23 protein-coding genes and 1 riboswitch are annotated in these 23,904 nt (G+C 42.5%); of the genes, 8 read left to right on the forward strand and 15 right to left on the reverse strand.

Annotation, left to right across the window (positions count from 1 at the left end):
* Positions 1 to 85 precede the first annotated feature (85 nt).
* The 9 genes from HT680_RS06650 to uvrA all read right to left on the reverse strand — a co-directional run bounded on the left by HT680_RS06650 (position 86) and on the right by uvrA (position 10,805).
* On the reverse strand, positions 86 to 1,336 hold the full coding sequence (locus tag HT680_RS06650; RefSeq protein WP_173259139.1) for a folylpolyglutamate synthase/dihydrofolate synthase family protein: 1,251 nt from the start codon (positions 1,334 to 1,336) through the stop codon (positions 86 to 88).
* A gap of 258 nt (positions 1,337 to 1,594) precedes the next feature.
* Positions 1,595 to 1,900, reverse strand: a complete 306-nt coding sequence (locus HT680_RS06655) for a DUF1292 domain-containing protein (protein WP_000017624.1) — start codon at positions 1,898 to 1,900, stop codon at positions 1,595 to 1,597.
* A gap of 15 nt (positions 1,901 to 1,915) precedes the next feature.
* Complete coding sequence (gene ruvX, locus HT680_RS06660) at positions 1,916 to 2,335, reverse strand: Holliday junction resolvase RuvX (protein WP_049477385.1); 420 nt, start codon at positions 2,333 to 2,335, stop codon at positions 1,916 to 1,918.
* 3 nt (positions 2,336 to 2,338) lie between these two features.
* Complete coding sequence (locus HT680_RS06665; RefSeq protein WP_000507060.1) at positions 2,339 to 2,605, reverse strand: IreB family regulatory phosphoprotein; 267 nt, start codon at positions 2,603 to 2,605, stop codon at positions 2,339 to 2,341.
* 87 nt (positions 2,606 to 2,692) lie between these two features.
* Positions 2,693 to 3,262, reverse strand: coding sequence for an SP0191 family lipoprotein (locus tag HT680_RS06670; RefSeq protein WP_125449925.1), 570 nt, complete (start codon positions 3,260 to 3,262; stop codon positions 2,693 to 2,695).
* 63 nt (positions 3,263 to 3,325) lie between these two features.
* Complete coding sequence (gene spx / locus HT680_RS06675) at positions 3,326 to 3,724, reverse strand: transcriptional regulator Spx (protein ID WP_000591165.1); 399 nt, start codon at positions 3,722 to 3,724, stop codon at positions 3,326 to 3,328.
* A gap of 134 nt (positions 3,725 to 3,858) precedes the next feature.
* Positions 3,859 to 6,519 carry a magnesium-translocating P-type ATPase gene (gene mgtA / locus HT680_RS06680; RefSeq protein ID WP_173259141.1) on the reverse strand — a complete coding sequence of 887 codons (2,661 nt, stop codon included), beginning with the start codon at positions 6,517 to 6,519 and terminating at the stop codon, positions 3,859 to 3,861.
* A gap of 195 nt (positions 6,520 to 6,714) precedes the next feature.
* A riboswitch (M-box (ykoK) riboswitch) is annotated at positions 6,715 to 6,866 on the reverse strand.
* 53 nt (positions 6,867 to 6,919) lie between these two features.
* On the reverse strand, positions 6,920 to 7,981 hold the full coding sequence (locus HT680_RS06685) for a Xaa-Pro peptidase family protein (protein WP_173259144.1): 1,062 nt from the start codon (positions 7,979 to 7,981) through the stop codon (positions 6,920 to 6,922).
* Complete coding sequence (gene uvrA / locus HT680_RS06690; protein ID WP_173259146.1) at positions 7,974 to 10,805, reverse strand: excinuclease ABC subunit UvrA; 2,832 nt, start codon at positions 10,803 to 10,805, stop codon at positions 7,974 to 7,976. Before uvrA ends, HT680_RS06685 begins: the two co-directional genes overlap by 8 nt.
* A 136-nt stretch (positions 10,806 to 10,941) precedes the next feature.
* Here uvrA and HT680_RS06695 point away from each other — a divergent pair, with 136 nt between their 5' ends.
* The 4 genes from HT680_RS06695 to HT680_RS06710 all read left to right on the forward strand — a co-directional run bounded on the left by HT680_RS06695 (position 10,942) and on the right by HT680_RS06710 (position 14,116).
* Positions 10,942 to 11,886: a magnesium transporter CorA family protein gene (locus HT680_RS06695; RefSeq protein WP_173259148.1), complete on the forward strand. Its 945-nt coding sequence runs from the start codon at positions 10,942 to 10,944 to the stop codon at positions 11,884 to 11,886.
* 11 nt (positions 11,887 to 11,897) lie between these two features.
* Positions 11,898 to 12,575: a DUF1129 family protein gene (locus HT680_RS06700; RefSeq protein ID WP_000078007.1), complete on the forward strand. Its 678-nt coding sequence runs from the start codon at positions 11,898 to 11,900 to the stop codon at positions 12,573 to 12,575.
* Positions 12,576 to 12,712: 137 nt separating this feature from the next.
* Complete coding sequence (locus HT680_RS06705; RefSeq protein ID WP_173259150.1) at positions 12,713 to 13,747, forward strand: S66 peptidase family protein; 1,035 nt, start codon at positions 12,713 to 12,715, stop codon at positions 13,745 to 13,747.
* A gap of 105 nt (positions 13,748 to 13,852) precedes the next feature.
* A complete protein-coding gene (locus HT680_RS06710) occupies positions 13,853 to 14,116 on the forward strand; it encodes a SemiSWEET family transporter (RefSeq protein WP_000166112.1) in 264 nt (87 codons plus the stop codon).
* 82 nt (positions 14,117 to 14,198) lie between these two features.
* Here HT680_RS06710 and HT680_RS06715 read toward each other — a convergent pair whose 3' ends face one another.
* A complete protein-coding gene (locus HT680_RS06715; protein ID WP_173259152.1) occupies positions 14,199 to 14,762 on the reverse strand; it encodes a DNA-3-methyladenine glycosylase I in 564 nt (187 codons plus the stop codon).
* 9 nt (positions 14,763 to 14,771) lie between these two features.
* Positions 14,772 to 15,365, reverse strand: a complete 594-nt coding sequence (ruvA, locus tag HT680_RS06720; RefSeq protein ID WP_173259154.1) for a Holliday junction branch migration protein RuvA — start codon at positions 15,363 to 15,365, stop codon at positions 14,772 to 14,774.
* Positions 15,366 to 15,524: 159 nt separating this feature from the next.
* On the opposite strand from ruvA, the gene HT680_RS06725 reads away from it, so the two are divergent.
* Both HT680_RS06725 and HT680_RS06730 read left to right on the forward strand, forming a co-directional pair.
* A complete protein-coding gene (locus HT680_RS06725) occupies positions 15,525 to 16,028 on the forward strand; it encodes a helix-turn-helix transcriptional regulator (RefSeq protein ID WP_173259376.1) in 504 nt (167 codons plus the stop codon).
* Positions 16,012 to 16,401 carry a hypothetical protein gene (locus tag HT680_RS06730; RefSeq protein ID WP_173259156.1) on the forward strand — a complete coding sequence of 130 codons (390 nt, stop codon included), beginning with the start codon at positions 16,012 to 16,014 and terminating at the stop codon, positions 16,399 to 16,401. Before HT680_RS06725 ends, HT680_RS06730 begins: the two co-directional genes overlap by 17 nt.
* Positions 16,402 to 16,499: 98 nt before the next feature.
* Here HT680_RS06730 and HT680_RS06735 read toward each other — a convergent pair whose 3' ends face one another.
* Entirely contained in the window at positions 16,500 to 17,363 is an 864-nt protein-coding gene (locus tag HT680_RS06735; protein ID WP_173259158.1) for a hypothetical protein, read from the reverse strand.
* A 294-nt stretch (positions 17,364 to 17,657) separates the two neighbouring features.
* Complete coding sequence (gene mutL, locus HT680_RS06740) at positions 17,658 to 19,607, reverse strand: DNA mismatch repair endonuclease MutL (RefSeq protein ID WP_173259160.1); 1,950 nt, start codon at positions 19,605 to 19,607, stop codon at positions 17,658 to 17,660.
* A gap of 204 nt (positions 19,608 to 19,811) precedes the next feature.
* Here mutL and HT680_RS06745 point away from each other — a divergent pair, with 204 nt between their 5' ends.
* Both HT680_RS06745 and HT680_RS06750 read left to right on the forward strand, forming a co-directional pair.
* Positions 19,812 to 20,252, forward strand: a complete 441-nt coding sequence (locus tag HT680_RS06745) for a LytTR family DNA-binding domain-containing protein (protein WP_173259162.1) — start codon at positions 19,812 to 19,814, stop codon at positions 20,250 to 20,252.
* Positions 20,249 to 20,707 carry a DUF3021 domain-containing protein gene (locus HT680_RS06750; RefSeq protein WP_173259164.1) on the forward strand — a complete coding sequence of 153 codons (459 nt, stop codon included), beginning with the start codon at positions 20,249 to 20,251 and terminating at the stop codon, positions 20,705 to 20,707. Before HT680_RS06745 ends, HT680_RS06750 begins: the two co-directional genes overlap by 4 nt.
* Positions 20,708 to 20,747: 40 nt before the next feature.
* On the opposite strand, the gene mutS is transcribed toward HT680_RS06750, so the two are convergent.
* Together mutS and argR are read right to left on the reverse strand one after the other, a co-directional pair.
* Positions 20,748 to 23,282, reverse strand: a complete 2,535-nt coding sequence (gene mutS, locus HT680_RS06755; protein WP_173259166.1) for a DNA mismatch repair protein MutS — start codon at positions 23,280 to 23,282, stop codon at positions 20,748 to 20,750.
* A gap of 50 nt (positions 23,283 to 23,332) precedes the next feature.
* A complete protein-coding gene (argR, locus tag HT680_RS06760; protein ID WP_001227366.1) occupies positions 23,333 to 23,779 on the reverse strand; it encodes an arginine repressor in 447 nt (148 codons plus the stop codon).
* Between the last annotated feature and the right edge of the window lie 125 nt (positions 23,780 to 23,904).

The following is a 23,904-nucleotide window of genomic DNA, read 5'->3' on the forward strand; positions in this document are numbered from 1 at the left end:
TTTCCTTTCTTTTGTGCCAATATTTTGCTGGAATCGTTTCCAGAAATACCTCCTACCTCCAGTATAGCAACTTAAACCTAGACGGTCAACTAATCCCATCGCTTCCAACCAAACTCGCTCGTACTTCCGAGATAAAGTAGAGGGATCCCGTCACGAAAAGCAAGTTCTGGTTATTGGCCTTTTCTTCAAATTCGCTGATAAAATCGCCATAGGAAGGAATCAAATCGTAACCCGCCACATCCTTCTCATCCAAAGAACCTTGGTAGTCAAAGCCCGTTACCTTAAGTTCCACCTGAGGCAACTGCTCAGATAGATAGCCTAGCATCCCCTGATAATCCTTGCGTTTAAGTGCTCCAAAAAGAATGTGAACTTGATAGCCTTGCTGGATTTTCCCTTGAATAAACTCGACCAGACGAATTAAGGCTGGAAGATTGTGAGCCCCGTCTAGGTAGATATGCGGACGAATCCGTTCCAATCGACCTGCCCAGCGAGTTTCTTTGAAGGCCTGTCTGACAAGTTCTTCTTCGACACCTTCACCTCTTGACGCCATAAATAGAAGAAAGGTTTGTAAAGCCAAGGCGGCATTTTCTTGCTGATAAGCACCTTCCAAACCAATTTCAAGCTGTGAAAAACTTGCTAGGCTACTTGAAAAATCTCCTGCATTCAAGGTGAAGTCTTGCCCAGCTTGATAAAGGTCTACATCTAACTCTCTCGCTCTTTTTTGACAAACAAACTCCGCTTCTGGAGCAAGCTTGGCAATGACCGCCTTCTTTCCAACCTTGAAGATACCAGCTTTCTGCTCTGCTATTTCTTCCAAACTATCGCCCAAGGTCTCCTGATGATCTAACCCAATCGAAGTTATAACTGCAATCTCTCCTGTTACGACATTAGTGGTGTCAAGTAGACCACCAATCCCCACTTCTAGCAAAACCAAATCCACTTCTTGTTCCCTAAAATAGAGGAAAGCAATCAAGGTCAGCAACTCAAAAAAGGACAACTGGTCATGAGTTTCCAAAAGAGTTTTTTCCATCTCCTTAACTTGTTCTGCCAAACGGATAAAATCTGCATCAGCTATTGCTTGCCCATTGATACAGATTCGATCATGGATACTGATGATATGAGGAGAGGTAAAAGTACCAACTTTTTTACCATGAGCAACAAACAACTCCCTCATAAAGGCAATAGTTGACCCCTTACCGTTAGTCCCTGTTACGTGGATAATAGGATAAGTCTTCTCAGGATTCCCCAGCAAATCCACCGCTTGCTGCATTCGTCCAAGTCCAGATCTAAAGTTTAAACCAATCCGACTATGGAGCCATTCTTCTACTTCAAACATGCATATCTCCTTAACAAAAGTACAATCAACTACTGCATCAAAGTATGATTACAAATAAAAAGCGAGGTCGGGACAAAAATCCCAACCTCTTACCTGGTTAGCTAATCACTAGCTACTATGAATTTCAACGTGGGCTAAAAACGTCCACTGGACGTTCCAACTCTTCTAATTTTCAGGAGTTGGGCTGATACAGTCTCCCAGACTTACCAGTTCTCTCTTATTTAAAGGAACTGGGCTAAAAACGTCCCCCGGACGTTTTTACTCCTCCATAAAGCTGTTGAAGACTTCTTCAATCATGTTCCATTCGTCTTCTGAATCTTCTGGGATTGGTTGCAATTCACCTTCTGTCCCGTCTTCATTTTCGATGAATGAGTAAGCTTGAATTTCAACTTCACCGTTTTCGTCTTCTTCTGCGTTAACTGGCACTAGAAGAACATAGTTTTTACCAAACTCTTCTTTTCCGTCGATGGTCAAAAGAATTTCAAACAAGGTTTCATTTCCTTGCTCATCTACTAGTGTAATCAATTCACGTTCTTCGTGGTCATGGTTGTGATCGTGTGACATAGTTTCTCCTCTGTCTTAAAATTTTCTATCTAAATAATTTTGCAAAATCAGCTGAGCAGCCAACTTATCAATAACTTTCTTGCGCTTGTTGCGACTGATATCTGCTTGTTCAATCAGCATACGTTCCGCAGCGACAGTCGTCAGACGCTCATCTTGATAGTCTACTGGTAAACCAAAAAGTTCCTCTAATTTTGCTCCGTAGGCTTGACTAGCTTCTACCCGCGGTCCACTGGTATTGTTCATGTTTTTAGGCAGACCAACTACAAAGCGTTCCACCTTATAGTTGTCAACCAATTCCTTGATACGGTCAAAACCGAACTGACCCTGATCCTCATTAATCTGAATGATTTCAAGTCCCTGAGCGGTGAAGCCTAGGGGATCGCTAATAGCCACCCCTACTGTTTTTGAACCGACGTCCAATCCCATAATTCTCATAGATTATAGATCGACTCCTTGTCCCTTAAGGTAGTAGCGTACCAGTTCTTCAACAATTTCATCACGCTCATACTTACGGATTTGATTTCGTGCATTGTTGTAACGAGGAACGTAGGCAGGGTCTCCACTCAATACATAACCGACGATTTGATTTATCGGATTATAACCCTTTTCATTCAGAGAAGCATAGACATCTGTCAACGTTTCACTGATTTCCTTCTTGTTGGAATCATCCAATTTAAAACGTACAGTTTCTTCAGTAAATCCCATTCTAACACCCTCTTTCCTTGGAATAGTACTATTATAGCATATTTCCTTACGTTCTACAATTAAGTCAATCCATTTATTTGGATTTTCTTACTGTTCTGTCGCACCATTTGCCACTCTGTCTGCGATATATTGGCTTGGTTCATTTTTCAAAAGAGTCTCTAAGCCAAGATTTTTCAAATAATCTGTCTGTGACGCCTTTTTGACATCCAAGACTTGTAAATCATAGGTCGTTGTGGTCTGGATTTCAGTCTCACTGAGCAGTTTGGTTTCAAGTGTAAAACCTGCCAATTTGCGCGCTTCCTGAAGCATTTCATCCTTTTCTTCTGCTTCTAAAAGAGCTTTTTGAGTTTCTTCAAGACCGTGGTCAGCGATAAAGGATTTCAATTCCTCACTTAAGGGCCGTATCTGCCGAATAACCAATTTTAGAAATTGTTTCCCTTTATAGGTAATGGTTTGCGTTTGCTTGACGCCATCTCCTGACTCAGGGAAAATCAAAGTCTTGGTCACAACCGTATTCTTTTCCGCATTTTCCAAAATGGGCAGAGTAGACTGGAGTGTTTCGGATTCATGTTTTGAACTGGATGTCGTTTCCTTCTTTTGGCCACATCCTGCAAGTAGCAGGAGGAGAGTAGCTGCGCCAATTACTATCTTTTTCATAATTCCTCACATAATTTTTTGATAAAAAATGAACAAGGCTAGGAGATACCCCAGCCTCGATGTTTATAGAGCTGCACGCAAACGTGCTTCTGCATTTTCTACATTACGGACAGAGCGTGGTAAAAAGGCACGGATATCATCTTCTTTGTAACCGACCTGCAAACGCTTCTCGTCAACTAGAATAGGACTTTTTAAGATCCGTGGTGTTTCCATGATTAAGTTGAGTACTTCATTGACACTCAAATCTTCGATGTCAACTCCTAAAGCTTTCGCATAGCGGTTTTTTGATGATACAATGCTGGCAATTCCATTATCTGTCTTTGTCAGAATATCAAGTAGTTCTTCTCTCGTAATCCCTTCTTTACCAAGGTTTTGTTCTTTATAACTTAACTGGTGTGCGTTGAGCCAAGTCTTCGCTTTCTTACAGCTTGTGCAACTGGAGACGGTATAAATCTTAATCATGTGCCTACCCCTTTCGCTACATGTTACTATCAGTTTAGTCTATTATACCATAAAAAACATCCGACTTGCGACCTATTTTTAAAAAAATTTAACTTTTTTAGCGATTTCCGTACTTTTTTCTTGACAAAATCAATTTATAGCCAACTTTTAAATTTTTTGATGTACATTCGTTTCACAACTGTAACACTAATCATATAGAGAACGATTATCAAAATCAAAAAGAGGAAATAAATTGGTTCCAAAGGGGTTAAATGAAGCAGGCCAGCGATTGAAGAATAGGGAAGGAAAGTCACAAAACTAGCTGCCAGCAAGGTTGTTCCAAGAACAAACCATGATGGACGACTTTGCAAGAAAGGAAGTTTTGCTGAACGAAGCATATGGATAACCATGGTTTGGGACCACATGGATTCAATGAACCAACCTGTCTGGAACAAGATGATAAAGCCCGTTGCCGACTCTGCTCCGTGAACATAGGTATGACCTGTCGTCATTGGGACAATGACAAAATAGAGCAAGATAAAGGTCAAAATATCAAAGGCAGAAGAAATCGGACCCATCCAAATCATAAAGCGAGTAATAGACTGAGCCTCCCACTTATGAGGATGCTTCAAAAAGTCTTCATCCACATTATCAAATGGCAAGGCAATACAAGAAAGGTCGTAGACGAGGTTTAACACAATCAAGTGAATCGGAGCCATAGGAAGGAAAGGTAAAAAGATACCAGACACTAACAGAGAGAAAATGTTCCCGAAATTAGAGCTGACCGTCATCTTGATATATTTGGTCATGTTGGCATAGACTTTGCGTCCTTCAACCAGCCCTTTTTCAAGCACCATCAAATCCTTATCTAGCAAAATGACATCAGCCGTTTCTTTGGCAATATCTACTGCTGTGTCAACAGAAATCCCCACATCGGCCACTTTCATAGAAGGGGCATCATTAATCCCATCTCCCATATAGCCGACACAATGTCCATTAGATTTGATTTGTAAGATGATTCGTGCCTTTTGATCAGGAGAGAGTTTGGCAAAGACGGTCACCTTCTCAACTGCTTGGGTCAACTCTTCATCCGTCATGGCGTCAATATCAGAACCCAACAAGATTTGATCAACGTCTAAACCAACTTTTTCGCATACTGCTTGGGTTACCTTCTCATTGTCCCCCGTCAAGATCTTTGTTTGAACACCGTGTTCTAACAAAGCTTGGATAGCAGGTGCTGCTGATGGTTTTGGTGGGTCAAGGAACGCAAGATATCCTGTTAGAATCATCTCTTTTTCATCTTCAACGGAGTAAGCAAAACCTTCTTTTAGGCCTGTTTTATAGGCGACTCCCAAGACTCGCAATCCCTGTTGATTGAGTTGGTCCACTTCTTTTAAGATTTCCACTCGGATATCATCCGTCAGAGGACTAATTTGACCTTGATATTCCACATGGGTTGAAATCGCAAGCATTTCCTCTAGGGCACCCTTGGTTACCAAACTAACAACTTCATTTTCATCCTTGACGATGACACTCATCCGTCTGCGTTCAAAATCAAAGGGCAATTCATCTATTTTTTGGAAGCTAGTATCCAAATTTTGTAAAATAGCTTGTTCTTTAGCCTCTTTTTCAGTTCTACTGATAATGGCACGGTCCATTAAATTTTTCAATCCCGTTTGAAAATAGGAATTGAGATAGGCCCGTCTCAACACAGACAAATCCAAATCCCCATGTATATCCAAAGGATATTCAAGGACAATTTCGTCTTGGGTAAGTGTTCCGGTTTTATCCGTGCATAGGATATCAATAGCACCTAGATCTTGTATGGCATTGAGTTTTTTGATAACGACTTTTTCCTTGGCCATGATAATGGAGCCTTTTGCTAGACTGGCCGTGATGATCATAGGAAGCATCTCAGGTGTCAATCCAACACCAACACTCAGTGCAAATACACCTGCTTCCAGCCAGTCGCCATCTGTCAAGCCGTTGGAGAGGAACACGATAGGAACCATAACTAACATCAAACGGATCAAGAGCCAAGAGATGCTGTTCATCTCCCGTTCAAAAGAGGTCGGTTCGTCATAGGTATTGAGGGTCTGCTCGATTTCTCCCATCATGGTATCATCACCGACCGCTAGAATCAAAGCCTTGGCACTTCCTGATATCACATTGGTTCCCATAAAGGCGAGCGCTTCTGCTTCTAGCAGACTATCAAAATTTGACTGACTCATTTTTGACAAGGCCAGTTTTTCAACCGAGTCACTTTCACCTGTCAAACCAGACTGTTGGACAAAGAAATCACGTGATTCAGTTAAAATGAGGTCTGCTGGAATCATATCCCCAGCACTCAACTTGACCATATCTCCAACGACCAAATCTTCAATTGCGACCTCTAAACTCTGGCCTTCGCGAATAACTGTGGCTGTGTTCACAATCATTTTTGATAGATTGGTCGCAGCTTTGTCACTTCGCAATTCTTGGACAAAGCGTATGCCACCAGAGATTAGAACGAGAACGACGATGATGATAGAGGTCGTCGGATCTTCTTGTCCAGGCTTCGCCAACCAGACGTTGGTCACCATGGAGATCATAGCAATGACCAGCAGGATGATTGTAAATGGATTGATAATAGATTCGTAAATCTTTTTGAGGATACTGTCTTCTTGACCCTTGGTGATGGTGTTTTCGCCATATAGGTCACGATTTTTCTCCACCTGCTCCTCAGTCAAGCCTGTTAGACTTGTCTTATAAAAAGATAGAGTTTCGTTTAAAGGTGTGTGAATAGCTGTTGCTAATCTTTCTTTTGTAGTTTTCATTGGTTTCTCCTATCTGTATGAATGATGTGTTTCATACACAGAGACCAATCACTTTATAAGGGCAGAACGACACAAATCAGCGATTGGCTGTGTATGTGCGGTTCTGGATGATCGTCAATTTGCATCGTTTGTCTCCTTTCCTTGTTCTAAAACAGTAGAAAATCCCACCATAAAATGGCAGGATTAAAAAACTAATTATCTGTTTTTTCGTTCAAGCTTTAACTCCATAGGGCAATGTAATGAGCTTAGTCTTGGCCTTCGCGACCAGGACTGTTGACCAACGAGTAGTGTCTCCACTGCTTTGCGGTAGTCATCCGTATCCCTATGGTAGCCTCACCTACCGTTTTCGTCTTTCAGTATAAACCTTTAAAATATAAAAGTCAACGATTTATCTCATTTTTTAGATAACAATCAATTCTTTTGGAGCTAGAGTCAACAATTCGCAACCTGTCTCCGTAATCAAGATATCATCCTCAATACGAACACCGTATTTGCCTTCGATATAGATACCAGGCTCATCTGTCAAGGTCATGCCTGCCTTAATCGTATCAGTTGATGTTTGGCTAAAGTATGGTTCCTCATGGATATCCAATCCGATACCGTGTCCAATACCGTGGGTAAAGTAGTCGCCATAGCCTGCCTCGATGATAATATCGCGAGGGATTTTGTCAAAGTCACGGAAACATAATCCTGCCTTAGCCTGGTCAATCAGGGCTTGGTTGGCTTTTAGAACCGTATTGTAAATCTCTGCCTGTTCGTCACTGACATGACCGAGATAAATGGTACGTGTCATATCGCTGACGTAGTGGTCGTAGAGGCAGCCGAAGTCCATGGTAATGGCTTCTCCAACTTCAACTGGTTTGTGCATTGGATGAGCATGGGGTTTTGAAGAATTGATACCGCTAGCTAGAATAGTGTCAAAAGACAAGCCAGATGCTCCCAACTCACGCATGCGGAAATCAAGGAAGTTGGCAATTTCGATCTCAGTTTTTCCTGGTTTGATAAAGTCAAGCGCATCGCGAAAAGCTTGGTCTGAGATAGAACAAGCCTTGCGAATAGTCGCAATCTCTTTCTCATCCTTAATCATACGAAGCGCTTCAACAAACTGAGTCTGCGGAAGCAAGTCGATTCCTGCAAAAGCAGCCTGCATACGGTGGTAATAAGAGACCGAAATCTCGTCCTCAAAACCGATACGAGACAAGCCCATATCCTTAACAATGCCTGCAATAACAGCCAATTCATCGCGGTCAGCCACAATCTCAAAACCTGTCACTTCTTGCTTAGCTGCAATGATATAGCGAGAGTCTGTCACCAAAATCTGACGATCACGGCTAATAAAGACTGTTCCGTTTGAGCCCCAAAAGCCGGTCAGGTAATAGACGTTTTTTAGGTTGTTGATGATGATGCCATCTAGTTCTTTTTCTTGCATTTTAGCTAGAAATGCTTGCACACGTTTATTCATGATGTAACTTTCCTTTCAAATAATGTCCTGTGTAGCTGGCTTCATTGGCCGCTACTTCTTCTGGAGTTCCTGTTGCGATAATGGTTCCACCACCTACACCGCCCTCAGGTCCCAAGTCAATGATATGGTCTGCTGTTTTAATAACATCCAGATTATGTTCGATAACGAGAACTGTATTGCCATCGTCTACAAAGCGAGCCAAGACTTTAAGCAAGCGAGCGATGTCCTCAGTATGAAGTCCTGTCGTCGGCTCATCCAGAATGTAGAAGGACTTACCTGTCGAGCGTTTGTGGAGTTCACTAGCCAGCTTCATACGCTGGGCTTCTCCTCCAGAGAGGGTCGTAGCTGGTTGACCTAGCGTTACATAGCCCAACCCCACATCTTTGATGGTCTGGAGTTTGCGTTGGATTTTTGGAATATGCTGGAAAAATTCGACTGCGTCATTAACCGTCATGTCCAAGACTTGCGAGATATTCTTTTCCTTGTAGTGAACTTCTAGGGTTTCACTGTTGTAGCGGGTGCCATGGCAGACTTCGCAAGCCACGTAAACATCTGGCAAGAAGTGCATCTCTATCTTGATAATCCCGTCACCTGAGCAGGCTTCACAACGACCACCCTTGACGTTGAAACTGAAACGGCCCTTCTTGTAGCCTCGAATCTTGGCTTCATTTGTCTGGGCAAAGAGGTCCCGAATGTCATCAAAAACTCCCGTATAGGTAGCGGGATTGGACCTCGGCGTCCGTCCGATTGGACTCTGGTCAATATCAATCAGACGATCGACATGCTCAATCCCTGTAATCGTTTTAAACTTCCCAGGTTTGTCTGAATTGCGGTTGAGCTTTTGGGCAATGGCTTTTTTGAGAATGCTGTTAATCAAAGTAGATTTCCCAGAACCTGATACACCAGTCACAGCGATAAATTTTCCTAACGGGAAGCGGGCAGTAACATTTTGTAGGTTATTTTCACGCGCTCCTGTCACCTCGATAAAGCGACCATTTCCGACACGGCGATCTTCTGGTACTGGAATGGCACGTTTACCTGATAGATATTGGCCTGTGATAGACTTGCTGTTGCGAGCCACTTGCTTAGGCGTACCTGCAGCGACAATCTCCCCACCAAAGACTCCCGCACCAGGACCAACGTCAATCAGATAATCCGCCTCACGCATGGTATCTTCGTCATGTTCCACTACGATCAGGGTATTACCCAAATCACGCATCTTTTTGAGACTGGCAATCAGACGGTCATTGTCCCTCTGATGAAGACCGATTGACGGCTCATCTAAGATATAGAGGACTCCTGAGAGGTTGGAACCAATCTGGGTAGCCAAGCGAATACGCTGGCTCTCTCCACCTGAAAGGGTCCCTGCCGAACGAGATAGGGTCAGATAGTTGAGCCCCACATTATTAAGGAAGGTCAAACGGTCCTTGATTTCCTTGAGAATAGGACGGGCGATGATGGCTTCATTTTCAGACAAGGTCAACTGACTCACTAATTCCAAGTGGTCTGCGATAGACAAATCTGAGATTTCACCGATATGTGGCCCTTGCTCACCACCCACACGGACAGACAAGGCCTGGTCATTGAGACGGTAACCGTGACAGGTTCCGCAGGTCAGTTCATTCATATAGAGACGCATCTGGGTGCGAATATAGTCACTATTCGTCTCATGGTAACGACGCTTGATATTATTGACGACTCCCTCAAACGGAATGTCGATATCACGCACACCACCAAATTCATTTTCATAGTGGAAATGAAATTCCTTGCCATCCGAACCGTAAAGAATCAAGTTCTTTTCCGCTTCGGATAAATCTTCAAAGGGCTTATCCATATCCACTCCAAAGGCTGTCATGGCTTGTTCCAGCATATTTGGATAGTAGTTGGATGAGATAGGATTCCAAGGTGCCAAGGCTCCCTCACGCAAAGTTTTGCTGGCATCTGGCACTACCAAATCAGTATCCACCTCTAACTTAATACCCAAACCATCACACTCACTGCATGAACCAAACGGCGCATTGAAGGAGAAGAGACGAGGCTCTAACTCTGGTACGGTAAAACCACAAACTGGACAGGCATAATGCTCAGAGAAGAGCAACTCAGAGTCGTCCATGGTATCGATAATCACATAACCTTCTGCGATACGAAGGGCAGCCTCAATGGAATCAAAGAGACGGCTACGGATCCCCTCCTTGATGACAATACGGTCAACTACGACATCGATATTGTGTTGCTTGCTCTTAGACAGCTCAGGCATTTCGGCCACATCATAGACTTCCCCATCCACACGGACACGAACATAACCATCTTTCTGAACCTTCTCAATAACACTCTTATGTTGGCCTTTTTTCTTGCGAATGACAGGGGCCAAAATCTGCAAGCGTTGGCGTTCTGGCAACTCCAAAACCTTATCAACGATTTGCTCCACAGAAGAAGCCTTGATAGCCCCGTGTCCGTTGATACAGTACGGCGTCCCCACACGTGCGTAGAGGAGACGCAGATAGTCATTGATTTCAGTAGTTGTTCCAACGGTTGAGCGAGGGTTTTTACTAGTGGTTTTCTGGTCGATGGAAATAGCAGGACTGAGGCCATCAATGGCATCTACATCTGGTTTTTCCATGTTGCCCAAGAACTGGCGAGCGTAGGCAGACAAGCTCTCTACATAACGGCGTTGGCCCTCAGCATATAGGGTATCGAAGGCTAGGCTGGATTTTCCAGATCCTGACAAGCCCGTTACGACGACCAGCTTGTCTCTTGGAATCTCCACATCAATATTTTTTAAGTTATGGGCACGAGCCCCATGAATCACAATTTTATCTTGCATCTTTAATCTTTCTAGTCCATTATTGCTTTCCATTATACCAAAAAATGTGAAATTCTATTACCCAAAAAGCCGTTTTTGTAGTATAATAGTACGGTGCAAAAAATCAAACACTGAATAGTAGGAAAGGATAGGGGATATGAAACAAGTCTTTCTCTCAACAACAACTGAATTTAAAGAGATTGATACACTCGAACCGGGTACTTGGATCAACCTTGTCAATCCTACACAAAATGAATCACTGGAAATCGCCAACGCCTTTGATATCGACATCGCCGACCTCCGAGCACCGCTCGATGCGGAAGAAATGTCTCGTGTAACCATCGAAGATGCGTACACTCTAATTATCGTGGACGTCCCCGTCACCGAAGAAAGAAATAATCGCACTTACTATGTAACCATCCCACTAGGGATCGTCATTACCGATACCACGATTATCACTACCTGCTTAGAGCCACTTCCTGTACTGGATATCTTTATCAACCGCAGGCTTCGCAACTTCTATACCTTCATGCGCTCTCGTTTTATCTTTCAGCTCCTTTATCGTAATGCAGAGCTTTATCTAACTGCCCTTCGTTCAATTGACCGTAAGAGTGAACAAATCGAAAGTCAACTTCACAAATCTACTCGAAACGAAGAACTGATCGAACTCATGGAATTAGAAAAGACCATCGTCTATTTCAAGGCCTCACTTAAAACAAACGAGCGCGTGATTAAAAAACTGACCAGTGCAACTAGCAATATTAAGAAATACCTAGAGGATGAGGATATTCTTGAAGATACTCTAATCGAAACGCAACAGGCCATCGAGATGGCAGATATCTATGGAAACGTCCTTCATTCTATGACAGAGACCTTTGCCTCTATCATTTCCAACAACCAGAACAACATCATGAAGACTTTGGCACTTGTGACCATTGTCATGTCGATTCCGACCATGATCTTTTCAGCCTACGGGATGAACTTTAAGGATAATGAAATCCCTCTAAACGGTGAGCCTCACGCCTTCTGGTTAATCGTCTTTATCGCCTTTGCTATGAGTGTTTCGCTCACTCTCTATCTCATCCATAAAAAATGGTTCTAAGAGGAATCCCTATGTCTCAGATTGATTTACAAAAACTAACCAAGAAAAACCAAGAGTTTATCCACATCGCTACCCAACAATTTCTCAAAGATGGCAAAACAGACGCTGAAATCAAGGCTGTCTTTGAGGAAGTCATTCCTAAAATCCTTGAAGAACAAGCCAAAGGAACGACAGCTCGTTCCCTCTATGGCGCTCCAACCCACTGGGCTCATAGCTTCACTGTCAAGGAGCAATATGAAAAAGAGCACCCTAAGGAAAATGACGATCCAAAACTCATGATTATGGACTCAGCCCTTTTTATCACCAGTCTCTTTGCATTGGTTAGCGCTCTGACTACCTTCTTCTCTACAGATCAGGCTATTGGCTATGGGTTGATTACCCTCTTGTTGGTTGGACTTGTAGGAGGACTTGCCTTCTACTTGATGTACTACTTTGTCTACCAGTACTATGGACCAGACACAGACCGTAGCCAACGTCCTCCATTCTGGAAGTCAATCCTCGTCATCCTGGCCTCTATGGTCCTTTGGTTGGTTGTCTTCTTTGCAACAAGCTTCCTACCAGCCAACCTCAATCCAATCCTTGCTCCATTGCCTTTGGCTATCCTAGGAGCGGCTCTTCTCGCTCTTCGCTTCTATCTCAAGAAACGTTTCAATATCCGAAGTGCAAGTGCGGGTCCATCACGTTATTAAGATAATAAATAAGCAACTGCTCAGGCGGTTGCTTTTTACTACTTTCTTGATTTAAAAGCATTCTTCTGACATTCGCCATAGTTTTCTCTCATCTTTTGTGATAAAATAGGCTCAATCTATTTCTAGGAGGATGAGATATGGTTTCTACTATTGGTATTGTTAGTTTGTCTAGCGGTGTTATCGGAGAGGATTTTGTCAAACACGAAGTCGACTTGGGTATCCAACGTCTCAAGGATTTGGGACTCAATCCTGTCTTTTTGCCCCATTCGCTAAAGGGCTTGGACTTTATCAAGGATCATCCTGAGGCGCGTGCAGAGGATTTGATGCAGGCCTTTTCAGACGATAGCATTGACATGATCCTATGCGCCATTGGTGGGGACGATACCTATCGTTTGCTACCCTACCTTTTTGAAAATGACCAACTCCAAAAAGTTATCAAACCAAAGATTTTTTTTGGTTTCTCGGATACAACCATGAACCACCTTATGTTGCACAAACTGGGAGTCAAGACTTTTTATGGGCAATCCTTTCTAGCCGACATTTGTGAATTAGACAAGGAGATGTTGCCCTATAGCCTTCACTACTTTAAAGAATTGATTGAGACTGGAAAAATCTCAGAAATCCGCCCTAGCGACGTTTGGTATGAGGAACGGACTGATTTTAGTCCCAAAGCCCTGGGAACACCCCGTATCAGTCATGTAAATACCGGTTTTGACTTGTTGCAAGGAAATGCCCAGTTTGAGGGAGAAATTCTCGGTGGTTGCCTTGAGTCTCTCTATGATATCTTTGACAACTCTCGATACGCAGATAGCACGGAGCTCTGCCAAAAATACAAACTTTTTCCTGACTTATCCGACTGGCAAGGAAAGATTCTCTTGTTAGAAACAAGCGAAGAAAAGCCTGATCCGGAGGACTTCAAAAAGATGTTGCAGGCTTTGAAAGAAACTGGGGTATTTGAGGTCATCAGTGGACTCTTGGTCGGAAAGCCAATGGATGAAACCTTCTATGACGACTATAAGGAAGCACTATTGGATATCATTGATAACAATATTCCGATTGTCTATAATCTGAATGTCGGTCACGCAACTCCAAGAGCCATTGTGCCCTTTGGCGTTCACGCCTATGTGGATGCACAGGAGCAAGTCATTCGCTTTGACCATAACAAAAAATAAACAATTTCTCTATTTTTGTGCTTTGGTATTGATTTTCGTTACAATTTGTGTCTAAATTTATTGCATTTTGCTTATTTCTATGATATCTTTTTGAAGGAGGTATATATGACTAAACAAAAAATAAATCAAATTGTCGGTTCAATTGGAGCCTTTATCGGGATTATTGTATTTATCGCCTACATCCCACAAATTTTTGCCAATTTACAAGGCAACAAAGCTCAACCATTCCAGCCTTTATCCGCAGCAGTATCTTGTTTAATTTGGGTTATTTACGGGTGGACAAAAGAACCTAAGAAGGATTGGATACTAATTATTCCAAACTCAGCTGGCGTTGTCTTAGGTGGACTGACATTTCTCACTGCACTATAAAAATTACTAGCATATAATCAAAAAGCTGAGAGGAATTTCTCAGCTTTTTCTATATTCTCAGATAGTTAGACGCTTGGACTCACTAACTTCCGCTTTTCCACTCACAATCATTCTCATGATCATCTATCAGACCTGCCGCCTGTAGAAAAGCTAAAACTGCGACTGGACCTGTGAATTTGAAACCACGTTTTTTGAGATCTTTAGCTAACTTTTCAGACAAGGCTGTTTTAGCAGGCGCTAGGTGATAGTCAGGAACATCATTGATGATGGTTTTTCCCTCAACAAAGGACCAGAGATAAGCGTCAAAAGAGCCAAAGGTTTTCTGGATTTGTAAAAATGCTTGGGCGTTGGCACGCGTCGCAAAAATCTTGGCGCGATTTCGGATAATGGCTGGATTCTCTAACAAGGCTTCCAACTCCCCATCTGTCATTTCCGCGACCGCCTGAATTTGATAGCCATGAAATGCTTCTCGGAATCCTTGGCGTTTGTTTAGCACCGTTTCCCAAGATAGACCCGACTGGTAAGTTTCCAAACAAAGCAACTCAAAAAGAGCACGGTCATCATGAAGGGGTTGGCCCCACTCTTCATCATGGTAGGCTACATATAATGGGTTGTTCATTTTAACCCAACCACAGCGTTTTGTCATAAAAATCTCCTATTTTACCAACATCTTAAGGGCTGACTTGATATAGTTCTCAGCTGTATCCGTCGTTCCTTCAAAGAATTTCTTGATTTTCTTAAGCTCGGTTGCCTTGTAGCCCAGTGCCAACATGGCTTCCATAGCTTCTTCCAGTTCTTGGTTTTCAGCACTGGCTTGCACTGCGACCTTGGCAGGAAGGTCATCACTAGCCACGACTACCTTGCCTTCCAAGTCCAGCACCATCTGTTGGGCTGTTTTCTTGCCAATTTTAGGGAACTTGGTCAAGTAGGTGATGTTCTTAGTCTCGATCGCCTGAACCAAGCCAGCATTGTCATCGGCAGCAATAATAGCAAGAGCTGACACAGGACCAATCCCAGAAACCGAAATCAGACTAAGAAAGAGTTTTTTCTCATCTTCTGATCGAAAACCGTAGAGCAGATGCGCGTCCTCACGGACAACTTGGTGCACATAAATTTGAGTTTCTTGATTGACCTGACCTGAGTAAGCATAGGGATTGGCTACATGCAAGATATAACCGATACCATTTGCCTCAATGACGATGTATTTAGCAGTGATTTTGGTAATGATTCCTTTTAAATATTCGTACATAGTTTTTTCTCCATTATTTTGCCTATCTAGTATACCATATTTCCCCAAGACAGACTGCAACAAAAGGTGCAACCTCTGGTTGACAAATAGTACAGGAGATTGTATTCTCATTATAAGTAAAAATTGTTAGGATAGAGGTAGAAAAAGGAGGATAGAATGATGAAACTCGCAGAAAAACTATTTGAGCTCCGAAAGGAAAAAGGTTGGTCCCAGGAAAAGCTAGCAGAACAAATCAATGTTTCTCGGCAAAGCATCTCCAAATGGGAGTCTGGACAAGTCCTTCCAGAAATCGAAAAAATCATTGAATTAAGCAAGACTTTTCAAGTGACAACTGACTATCTACTACTGGATGAAAACTCTGAAAAAGGTTCCTCAGAAGTGATCTTGGAGGAAAACAAGGACAAATACTATAAAGAAGTTAAATCTTTTGGCCTCTGGCAAGTGATTTATATTTTCGTCTTAGCTCTAGCTATCTATCTCTTTTTAGCTGGTTCTAGTTTTCCAGCAACATTCACTGCGCTGGTCTGGTTAACTTTTTTCCTCCTAGTCGCATCCGCAATGGCTATTAACAAGGCGCTAAAGATGAAGGAAAAGTATCTGGACAAGGTTATCGGCTTTGATAATTCTAAAAAAGAAGATGCTAAAGATGAAACTAAAAACTGACAATCCTATACCTGTCAAAACTCGTCTGAAAGAACTGATTGGAGACTGGCTCTTCATCTCAGGCTACCTCATTGCTCTTTTTTTACTAGCTATGGGTCTTTACTATCTGATTCTAGGGGGCATTCCTACATTCACTGAATCCCAGAGCAAGCGTTGGGCAGGTTTACAGCTGATTTACAAACATAGGAGCTTTGCTCACAGCATTTTGCGCTCTGCTATTAAGCTTTTCCCTTGGCAGCTGGGACATATGGGAGCTATTCGTAGTGCTTATCAAGCAGATAATCTGTCAATTTTCTTGTCAACTTCAGCAGAGATTCTTTATTTTAACCAGTTCTTAGACAATACCTTATATTACTTATCTACTATATTTTAAATATGCTGTTAATATTCTATTCTAATGTCTACTCTTAAGAATGATACAGTTTCACGATGTATTTATGACGAAATAGATATTAGAAAATATGACTGATATCACTTAATATTGTATCTCTCTTTAAAATCTCGAGGAAGTAAACTTTTAATATGTTCAAATTCTTCAGCACTCATATTTTCTGCACAAACTTCACAATAGGCTTCTAGTATTCCTTTTTTACGCTCCTTTTCAATATCTAAAATAGTAGTACGTATTTTTGGGAGAACCTTCGTCATGTTAATTTTATGTTCAAGTTTAATTTTATCTTGAGGGGCGAATTCGTCACCTTCTAAACTATAATTAAAATCTATTCTGAATACTTGTGCATAAAGAAAATAGACCAATTTTTTTCTATCTTCTGGTGACATAACAATAGTATCGTTATCTGAATGGGGACTTTTATTGCTTATATCTTCAATTTCTAAGGTAGTTTGCTTCATCAAATCGGTTAGCCATACTTTATGTTTTTGAAATAGATTTTGATATTCTATATTTGCATTAGAAAAAGAATCATGATTGGTTATATAGTTATCTATATTGTCATCTAAAAACAATTCTGTCGGAGAAAGGTAATAAAGATTTTGTTGGGAATCATAACTTGCATTATAAACATGATCTAGAACATACAGTGCTTTGTCTACATAAACACTAGATGAATTAGATATCTGCTGGATAATTTGATTGTTCTGTCGTATTTCGTTAAATTTAAAGGATATAACAGGCATTATGATCCCTATGATCCCTACTAATAAAGGTATGACAAGACCTAGAAACCATGAATATCCTTTTAACCACGACATAATCCTAGATTTCTTCTGCTTGGTTAATAGTTTTTCTTCCTTTTCCTTGTCAGTATGAACATTTGCTGGCTTTTTATTGCTTATAATTTTCTTGGTTTTTTTAGCTTTTCTTTTTTTTGACATATAATTACCCTCCTTCTCATATCAAAATCATTATATCAAAACCTTAAGTCATTTTGAATAGTATAAAATTACTTTACTTAAATTATAGTAACAGTGTATTGGAAACTTATGTTATCATTGATTGTAAAAAATAGGAGAAAATGTTTTTAAATTTAATAAATTCCTCATGTACCAACTAAAAAAACTCGGCATCTATCTTCTTCCAGCTGATTTGCTTGCTGGAACACAAGTTCAGCTCAAACATTCAAAACAACTCTAGTTCGATGACTAGGGTTGTTTGATTTTCTATAGAGTTTAATATTTCCCCAACTCTCGTAGGCTCGTATGATTTTCCTGAATACGTCGGAACATTTTTTCCATATCTGACTTGGTAAAATGCACCAAAACGGGACGTCCATGAGGACAGTTATAGGGATTGTCACACTGAGAAAGCTGATAAAGGAGCTGTCTGGCTGAGTAGTCATCGATACGATGGTTGGCCTTGATAGACCGCTTGCAGGACATCATGATAGCCAACTCTGCTCGGTATTTCTTGATAGAAACTTCCTTGGTCAAGAGCAGCATATCACACATTTCATAGATGCCCGACTCAATCTCTTCTTCTGCCATCCAAATAGGATGTTCACGTAGGATAAATTGATTTTCTCCGTACTCTGCTAGAAAGACGCCCACTTCCTCTAAGAGAGGCATTCTTTCCCTGAGACGAAGGGCATCATCTGCAGGAAATTCAAAGATGTAAGGTACTAGGAGTTGCTGCTGACTTTGGTCAACATTGCCAATACTTTCACGATACTCCTCGTACTTAACCCGCTCTTGAGCAGCATGCTGGTCAATGATATAGAGTCCATCTCGCCCTTGGGCAAAGAGATAAGTCCCGTGCATCTGCCCGAAAAATTCCAACTCTGGGAAGCTTGAAGATTCTTCTCGCTCCAGCTTATCATAGGCCTTATCAAGACTAGCAAGATCCAACTCTGGATGGTCTAGTTGGTCATAGCTAGCTGGTTTTCTCTCTGCAAAATGCAGTTTTGCGGGCTTGGTTAGCTGGTCCAAGGTTTCCTTGGCAAACAGGGTTAGGTCCCTACCTTCCTCAGTTAATTCAACCTGATGATCAGCCACCTCAGCTTGACTGGGTTTTGAGAGTTCTGTTTTTTCATAGTAGAGCGTATTTTCTTTGAGTGGGAGAATGGTCTGCTCTACCTTTTGACGATTGCGCACGGTAGACTTGGCAAGATTTTCCAAGGCATCAGGGATCAGGGCTTGTTCCTTGAGACTATTTGAAATAGCTTCTGAGACTAGCGCCATCAGTTCTTTTTCCTTAGAAATTCGTACTTCTTGCTTGGTCGGATGCACATTGACATCCGCTAGATAAGGGTCGATATGGATATGAATGACAGCCAGTGGAAAACGTCCCACCATGAGCTTGCTACCATAACCATCAAGAATAGCACGATTGAGCAAGAAATTCTTGATATAACGCCCGTTGATGAAGAGGCTGATATAGTTGCGGTTGGCTCTGGTCAACTCAGGCAAGGACACAAAACCTGAAATTTCGAAATCTAAGTCAGAGTTTCCAATAGCAATCATCTTTTTCGCACTCGCCAAACCGTAAATCCCTGCAATGGCTTGGCGCAGCTGACCAGTTCCTGCTGTCCGTGTCATTTCCTTGCCATCACTAATCAAACTAAAGGAAATCTCTGGATGACCCAAGCCCAGACGGTTGACAATATCAATGATATGGGACAACTCCGCCTGCTGGCTCTTCATATACTTGAGGCGGGCAGGCGTGTTGAAAAAGAGGTCCTCCACACAAACCTTGGTTCCCACTGGACTAGTCGCTGGGATGATTTCTTCGACTTCACCTCCACGCGCAACGAGCTTGGTCCCATGACTCGCACCATCCACCGCTGTCAACAGAGTCAAGACACTGACAGAAGCGATAGAGGGCAGGGCTTCACCTCGAAAGCCGAGCGTCCGAATCCGAAAGAGGTCTGCTTGATTTTTTATCTTACTGGTCGCATGGCGACGCAAGGCCAATTCCACCTCATCATGGGCAATTCCATGGCCATTATCGGTGATTTGGATTTTCTTGAGGCCAGCTTCCTCAATCTCGATGATAATCTGACTAGAACCCGCGTCAATGGCATTTTCTACCAATTCTTTGACCACACTAGCAGGACGCTCAATGACCTCTCCTGCCGCGATTTGGTTTGCTAGCACCTCTGGCAATTCAATAATATGAGACATCTTTCAGCCCCTTTCTGTATCTATTTTCCTAGAAATTGATTATATTATACCATATTTCAGATGCTACCAGAAAAAGCAAATACCACATAGACTCCAAATCTCTCCACATAGACAAAAGCTCTTGTTTTTGAAAATAAAATAGTGTTTAATAAAAGTGTACAGGAAGTGATCACAACTTTGTATAACTGAAAAGGAGGGAAATTTATGAAAGTAGAACTACAGATTAATGAGACTTACGAGGAGGAAAAGCTGATTGTCCAAACTCCTCAGCCGACCGAAAAAGTCCAGAAAGTCATCGAGTTCGCAGAAAATCTTGACCAAAAAGAAACAATCAAAGGAAAGATTGATGATCAGGTCTATCTAGTTAAGATTGGTAAGATACAACGCTTCTATATCGAGAATCGGAAGGTTCTAGCAGAAACTGCAAGCCAGACCTACATCATTGATTTGCGACTCTATCAGGTTCTTGAAATTCTGCCGACCACTTTTATCCAAATTTCCCAATCAGAAATCATCAATATCGATTCCATCTCTCATCTCAAGCTCACGCCCAACGGTCTGGTTGAAATTTTCTTGAAAAACGAAAGCTTCACCTACTCTTCACGCCGTTACCTAAAAACCATCAAGGAGAAATTAGAACTATGAAAAAACAAGTATTTCACGACGCAGCTGCTGGCGTCCTCATCGGCCTCATCCTCTCTATCCTCTTTTCACTCATTTATGCACCAAGTACATACACCCCATTAAGTCCCGACTCTCTCATCGGCCAAGCGATGGCTCAACATCAGGTTCACGGTGCCCTGGTTTTGCTCTACTGCACATTTATCTGGTCAGCTATCGGCGTTCTCTTTAGCTTTGGCAGTCGCTTATTCAGCCGTGATTGGAGCTTGCTCCGTGCCACACTTTCCCATTTCTTCCTCATGCTGGCTGGCTTTGTTCCACTAGCAACTCTGGCTGGTTGGTTCCCCTTCCACTGGACCTTCTATCTCCAGCTCATTCCAGAGTTTGCGATTGTCTACCTCATCATCTGGGCTATTCTCTATAAAAGAGAAGCTAAAAAAGTAGACCACATCAATCAACTCTTGGCCCATAAAAAGTAATAGAGAAAATCCCACTCACAAAAATGTGAGTGGGCTCTTTTTATAACTTTTGTTTGAGCTCGACCAAGACGTTCATAGCCTGCATAGGTGTCATATTGTACACATCCAGTTTAGCTAATTCTGCTAGGATAGGATGTTCTTCAGGCGAATCAAAGAGTGACATCTGTTCACTGACGGCACTTGTTTGCCTCATCAGACTTGGACTTTCTCCCCCTTGACTCTCCAGTTGTGTCAAAATCTTATCCGCCCTTGCTAACAGTTCTGCTGGTAAACCAGCAATCTTAGCAACGTGGATACCGTAGGATTTGTCAGCTGGTCCTGGTTCAATCTTGTGAAGGAAGGTAACCTGCCCATCCTGCTCCAAGGTTGCCACATGAACATTGACCAAGTGTTCCAGGCTGGACTCCAGACTGGTCAACTCATGGTAGTGGGTCGCAAAGAGGGTTTTAGCTCCGATATGTTCATGAATGTATTCGATGATGGACTGAGCAAGAGCCATCCCGTCATAAGTTGCAGTTCCGCGTCCCAATTCATCAAAGAGAATGAGTGAGTCCTTAGTCGCATGCGAAATGGCATTGTTGGCCTCCATCATCTCCACCATAAAGGTTGATTGACCTGAAACCAAGTCATCTGCTGCTCCGATACGGGTAAAGATCGCATCAAAAATAGGCAAATGGGCGCTCTCAGCCGGCACATACGAGCCCAGCTGGGCCATAACCGCAGTCATGGCTAACTGGCGCATGTAGGTTGACTTCCCACTCATGTTGGGCCCTGTGATTAGCTGAATACTGGTATCTTCTGCCATCTGGATACTGTTTGGAATGTAGGTCTGCGCTCCCATGACCTTTTCAACGACAGCATGGCGCCCTTTCTGGATATCAATTTGTGAATCGTCTCCGAACTCCGGTCGGATCAAATGCTGGGTTTCAGCCACAACTGCCAGACTTTGCAGGACATCAACTGTCGCAATTCCTTGGGCTAGAGCCTGCAAACGCTGGATGTACTTGCTGACTTCCTCACGGATACGCATAAAAATTTCATATTCTAGGTTGGCTGACTTCTCACGTGCCTCCAGCATATCCCCCTCGATACGCGCCAACTCCTCGGTACCGAAGCGTTCTGAGTTTTTCAGCGTCGCCTTGCGGAAAAAGTGGGCAGGCACATTCCCCAGCTGCGAATTGGTCACATGGAAATAGTAGCCATCCTTCTTATTGTAGTCAATCTTAAGCGTGCTGATGCCAGAGTTTTCTCTCTCCTTAGCCTCAATTTCAGCAATCCAGCTAGTCCCCTCTCTGAGCACTCGGCGGTATTTATCCAAGGTCTCATCAAATCCCGTACGGATAATGCCGCCTTCCGTAATCACTTGAGGAGCTTCAGGAGCAATCGCTGCGCTAATCAAACTCTCCAACTCAGGGATTCCATCCAATTGTTCGATAAGATAGGCCAGAGCAGGTTGCTCCATTGCCTCTAAAATCGCTCGAATCCGTGGCACACTGGATAAGGTGGTCGCCAACTGCAAGAGATCCTTGGGATTGGTCTTACCAAAGGAAATTCGACTAGCCAAACGTTCGATGTCATAAACGCCTTTGAGACTGTCTGTCAAATCACTGCGCTCAAAGAAGTGGTCAAGAAAGACCTGCACCACCTCTTGACGTTGGATGATTCGCTCCTTATCAATCAAGGGACGATGGATCCAAGAACGCAATAGACGCATGCCCATAGCCGTTTTGGTTTCATCCAAAAGCCAGAAAAGACTGCCTTGCTTCTTGCCTGAACGGGCATTCTCAACCAAATCCAGACTGGCCTTGGTCGCATAGTCCATCTGCAAGAAATCTTTAATTTCATAGCGGATAACTGGTTTGAGGTGATTCAATTCCCGCATCTGGGTCCGATGAATATACTGGAGCAGCTTACTAGCTGCCGCTTGCTCCACAGCTGCCAGTCGTGGATCCAGTAAATGGACATCCTCAAAACCTTCCTTTTCATAGGAAAGCACCAGATTCATCTGACGGCTGAGGATTTGTTCTTCTTCCTCAGACAAATCATAACCCAGCACCACTTCACGAGCCTTGAGGTTACGGATTTCCCCACAAACGAGGGTAAAGTCCAATAGACCCGTCACATAAAAATCACCCGTCACCAGGTCCATATAAGCTAGACCAAATTGATTGCCGTCACGATCTATGGCAACCAAGAAATTGTTCTGACTATCGGGCTTACTACTATCAACCACTGTACCGGGTGTGATGACCTGAACCACCTCTCGCTTGACAACCCCAACCGCTTGTTTTGGATCCTCCATCTGCTCGGCAATAGCCACCTTATAGCCCTGCTCAATCAAAACATCGATATACTGCTGGGCAGAATGATAGGGAACACCAGCCATGGGTATCGGATTTTCTGCATTTTTATTACGACTGGTCAGTGAAATCTCTAAAATCTGCGCCGCATTGACCGCATCTTCATAAAACAGCTCATAAAAGTCACCCATCCGAAAGAGCAAAAAAGCATCTGGATATTGCTTTTTTATATCCACATATTGCTGCATACCAGGTGATAGTTTTTCTGTCGTCATATTGACTCTCTCCTTGTCAAAAATAAGGCTTGGGAACAAGTCCCAAAACCCTATTTATCCTTCATCAAATCTAGCAGACGCTCTTCCATGAGCTTGGCAACATGCTGGTCTCGACAAATAACCAGTAAGGTATTGGCACCAGCAACCGTCCCTAAAATCGCCTCGTCCTTATTTTCATCAACAATATTTGCTAAGACAGCTGCTTCTCCCAACTTGGTATGAAGTACCAAAGTAAACTCTGCTCTCGCAACCCCTTCTAGATGATGCGACAAAAACTCTACCAAATCAATCTTTTCTGTTTCATTCGCTAGCACATAATATACCATACCATTTTTCTTAACCTTGATCAAGCCGATTTCGCGCAAATCGCGAGACAAGGTCGTTTGCGTCACAAAGACATTCCGAACTTCTAGGCGATCTTGGATATCCTTTTGTGTAGCTAGTTTTTCCTCAGTGATCATCTTTTTAATCAACTGGTGTCGTTCTTTTTTTCTCATATCAACCTCTTACATGAATATTTATAACCGATTTCGGGTTTATTTTTAGATATAATTATACCAAAAAAACTGAATAATTCAAAAAAATCTTTCTTCTTTCACTAAATTTATGATAAAATAGAATA

The organism is Streptococcus sp. 5905, from assembly GCF_013276505.1.
Taxonomy (GTDB): domain Bacteria; phylum Bacillota; class Bacilli; order Lactobacillales; family Streptococcaceae; genus Streptococcus.

Excerpts from the sequence above, each read along its gene's own strand:
- HT680_RS06650 (WP_173259139.1), bottom strand. The coding sequence starts at position 1,336 with ATGTTTGAAGTAGAAGAATGGCTCCATAGTCGGATTGGTTTAAACTTT.
- HT680_RS06655 (WP_000017624.1), bottom strand. The coding sequence starts at position 1,900 with ATGTCACACGATCACAACCATGACCACGAAGAACGTGAATTGATTACA.
- ruvX (WP_049477385.1), bottom strand. The coding sequence starts at position 2,335 with ATGAGAATTATGGGATTGGACGTCGGTTCAAAAACAGTAGGGGTGGCT.
- HT680_RS06665 (WP_000507060.1), bottom strand. The coding sequence starts at position 2,605 with ATGGGATTTACTGAAGAAACTGTACGTTTTAAATTGGATGATTCCAAC.
- HT680_RS06670 (WP_125449925.1), bottom strand. The coding sequence starts at position 3,262 with ATGAAAAAGATAGTAATTGGCGCAGCTACTCTCCTCCTGCTACTTGCA.
- spx (WP_000591165.1), bottom strand. The coding sequence starts at position 3,724 with ATGATTAAGATTTATACCGTCTCCAGTTGCACAAGCTGTAAGAAAGCG.
- mgtA (WP_173259141.1), bottom strand. The coding sequence starts at position 6,519 with ATGAAAACTACAAAAGAAAGATTAGCAACAGCTATTCACACACCTTTA.
- HT680_RS06685 (WP_173259144.1), bottom strand. The coding sequence starts at position 7,981 with ATGAATAAACGTGTGCAAGCATTTCTAGCTAAAATGCAAGAAAAAGAA.
- uvrA (WP_173259146.1), bottom strand. The coding sequence starts at position 10,805 with ATGCAAGATAAAATTGTGATTCATGGGGCTCGTGCCCATAACTTAAAA.
- HT680_RS06695 (WP_173259148.1), top strand. The coding sequence starts at position 10,942 with ATGAAACAAGTCTTTCTCTCAACAACAACTGAATTTAAAGAGATTGAT.
- HT680_RS06700 (WP_000078007.1), top strand. The coding sequence starts at position 11,898 with ATGTCTCAGATTGATTTACAAAAACTAACCAAGAAAAACCAAGAGTTT.
- HT680_RS06705 (WP_173259150.1), top strand. The coding sequence starts at position 12,713 with ATGGTTTCTACTATTGGTATTGTTAGTTTGTCTAGCGGTGTTATCGGA.
- HT680_RS06710 (WP_000166112.1), top strand. The coding sequence starts at position 13,853 with ATGACTAAACAAAAAATAAATCAAATTGTCGGTTCAATTGGAGCCTTT.
- HT680_RS06715 (WP_173259152.1), bottom strand. The coding sequence starts at position 14,762 with ATGACAAAACGCTGTGGTTGGGTTAAAATGAACAACCCATTATATGTA.
- ruvA (WP_173259154.1), bottom strand. The coding sequence starts at position 15,365 with ATGTACGAATATTTAAAAGGAATCATTACCAAAATCACTGCTAAATAC.
- HT680_RS06725 (WP_173259376.1), top strand. The coding sequence starts at position 15,525 with ATGAAACTCGCAGAAAAACTATTTGAGCTCCGAAAGGAAAAAGGTTGG.
- HT680_RS06730 (WP_173259156.1), top strand. The coding sequence starts at position 16,012 with ATGAAACTAAAAACTGACAATCCTATACCTGTCAAAACTCGTCTGAAA.
- HT680_RS06735 (WP_173259158.1), bottom strand. The coding sequence starts at position 17,363 with ATGTCAAAAAAAAGAAAAGCTAAAAAAACCAAGAAAATTATAAGCAAT.
- mutL (WP_173259160.1), bottom strand. The coding sequence starts at position 19,607 with ATGTCTCATATTATTGAATTGCCAGAGGTGCTAGCAAACCAAATCGCG.
- HT680_RS06745 (WP_173259162.1), top strand. The coding sequence starts at position 19,812 with ATGAAAGTAGAACTACAGATTAATGAGACTTACGAGGAGGAAAAGCTG.
- HT680_RS06750 (WP_173259164.1), top strand. The coding sequence starts at position 20,249 with ATGAAAAAACAAGTATTTCACGACGCAGCTGCTGGCGTCCTCATCGGC.
- mutS (WP_173259166.1), bottom strand. The coding sequence starts at position 23,282 with ATGACGACAGAAAAACTATCACCTGGTATGCAGCAATATGTGGATATA.
- argR (WP_001227366.1), bottom strand. The coding sequence starts at position 23,779 with ATGAGAAAAAAAGAACGACACCAGTTGATTAAAAAGATGATCACTGAG.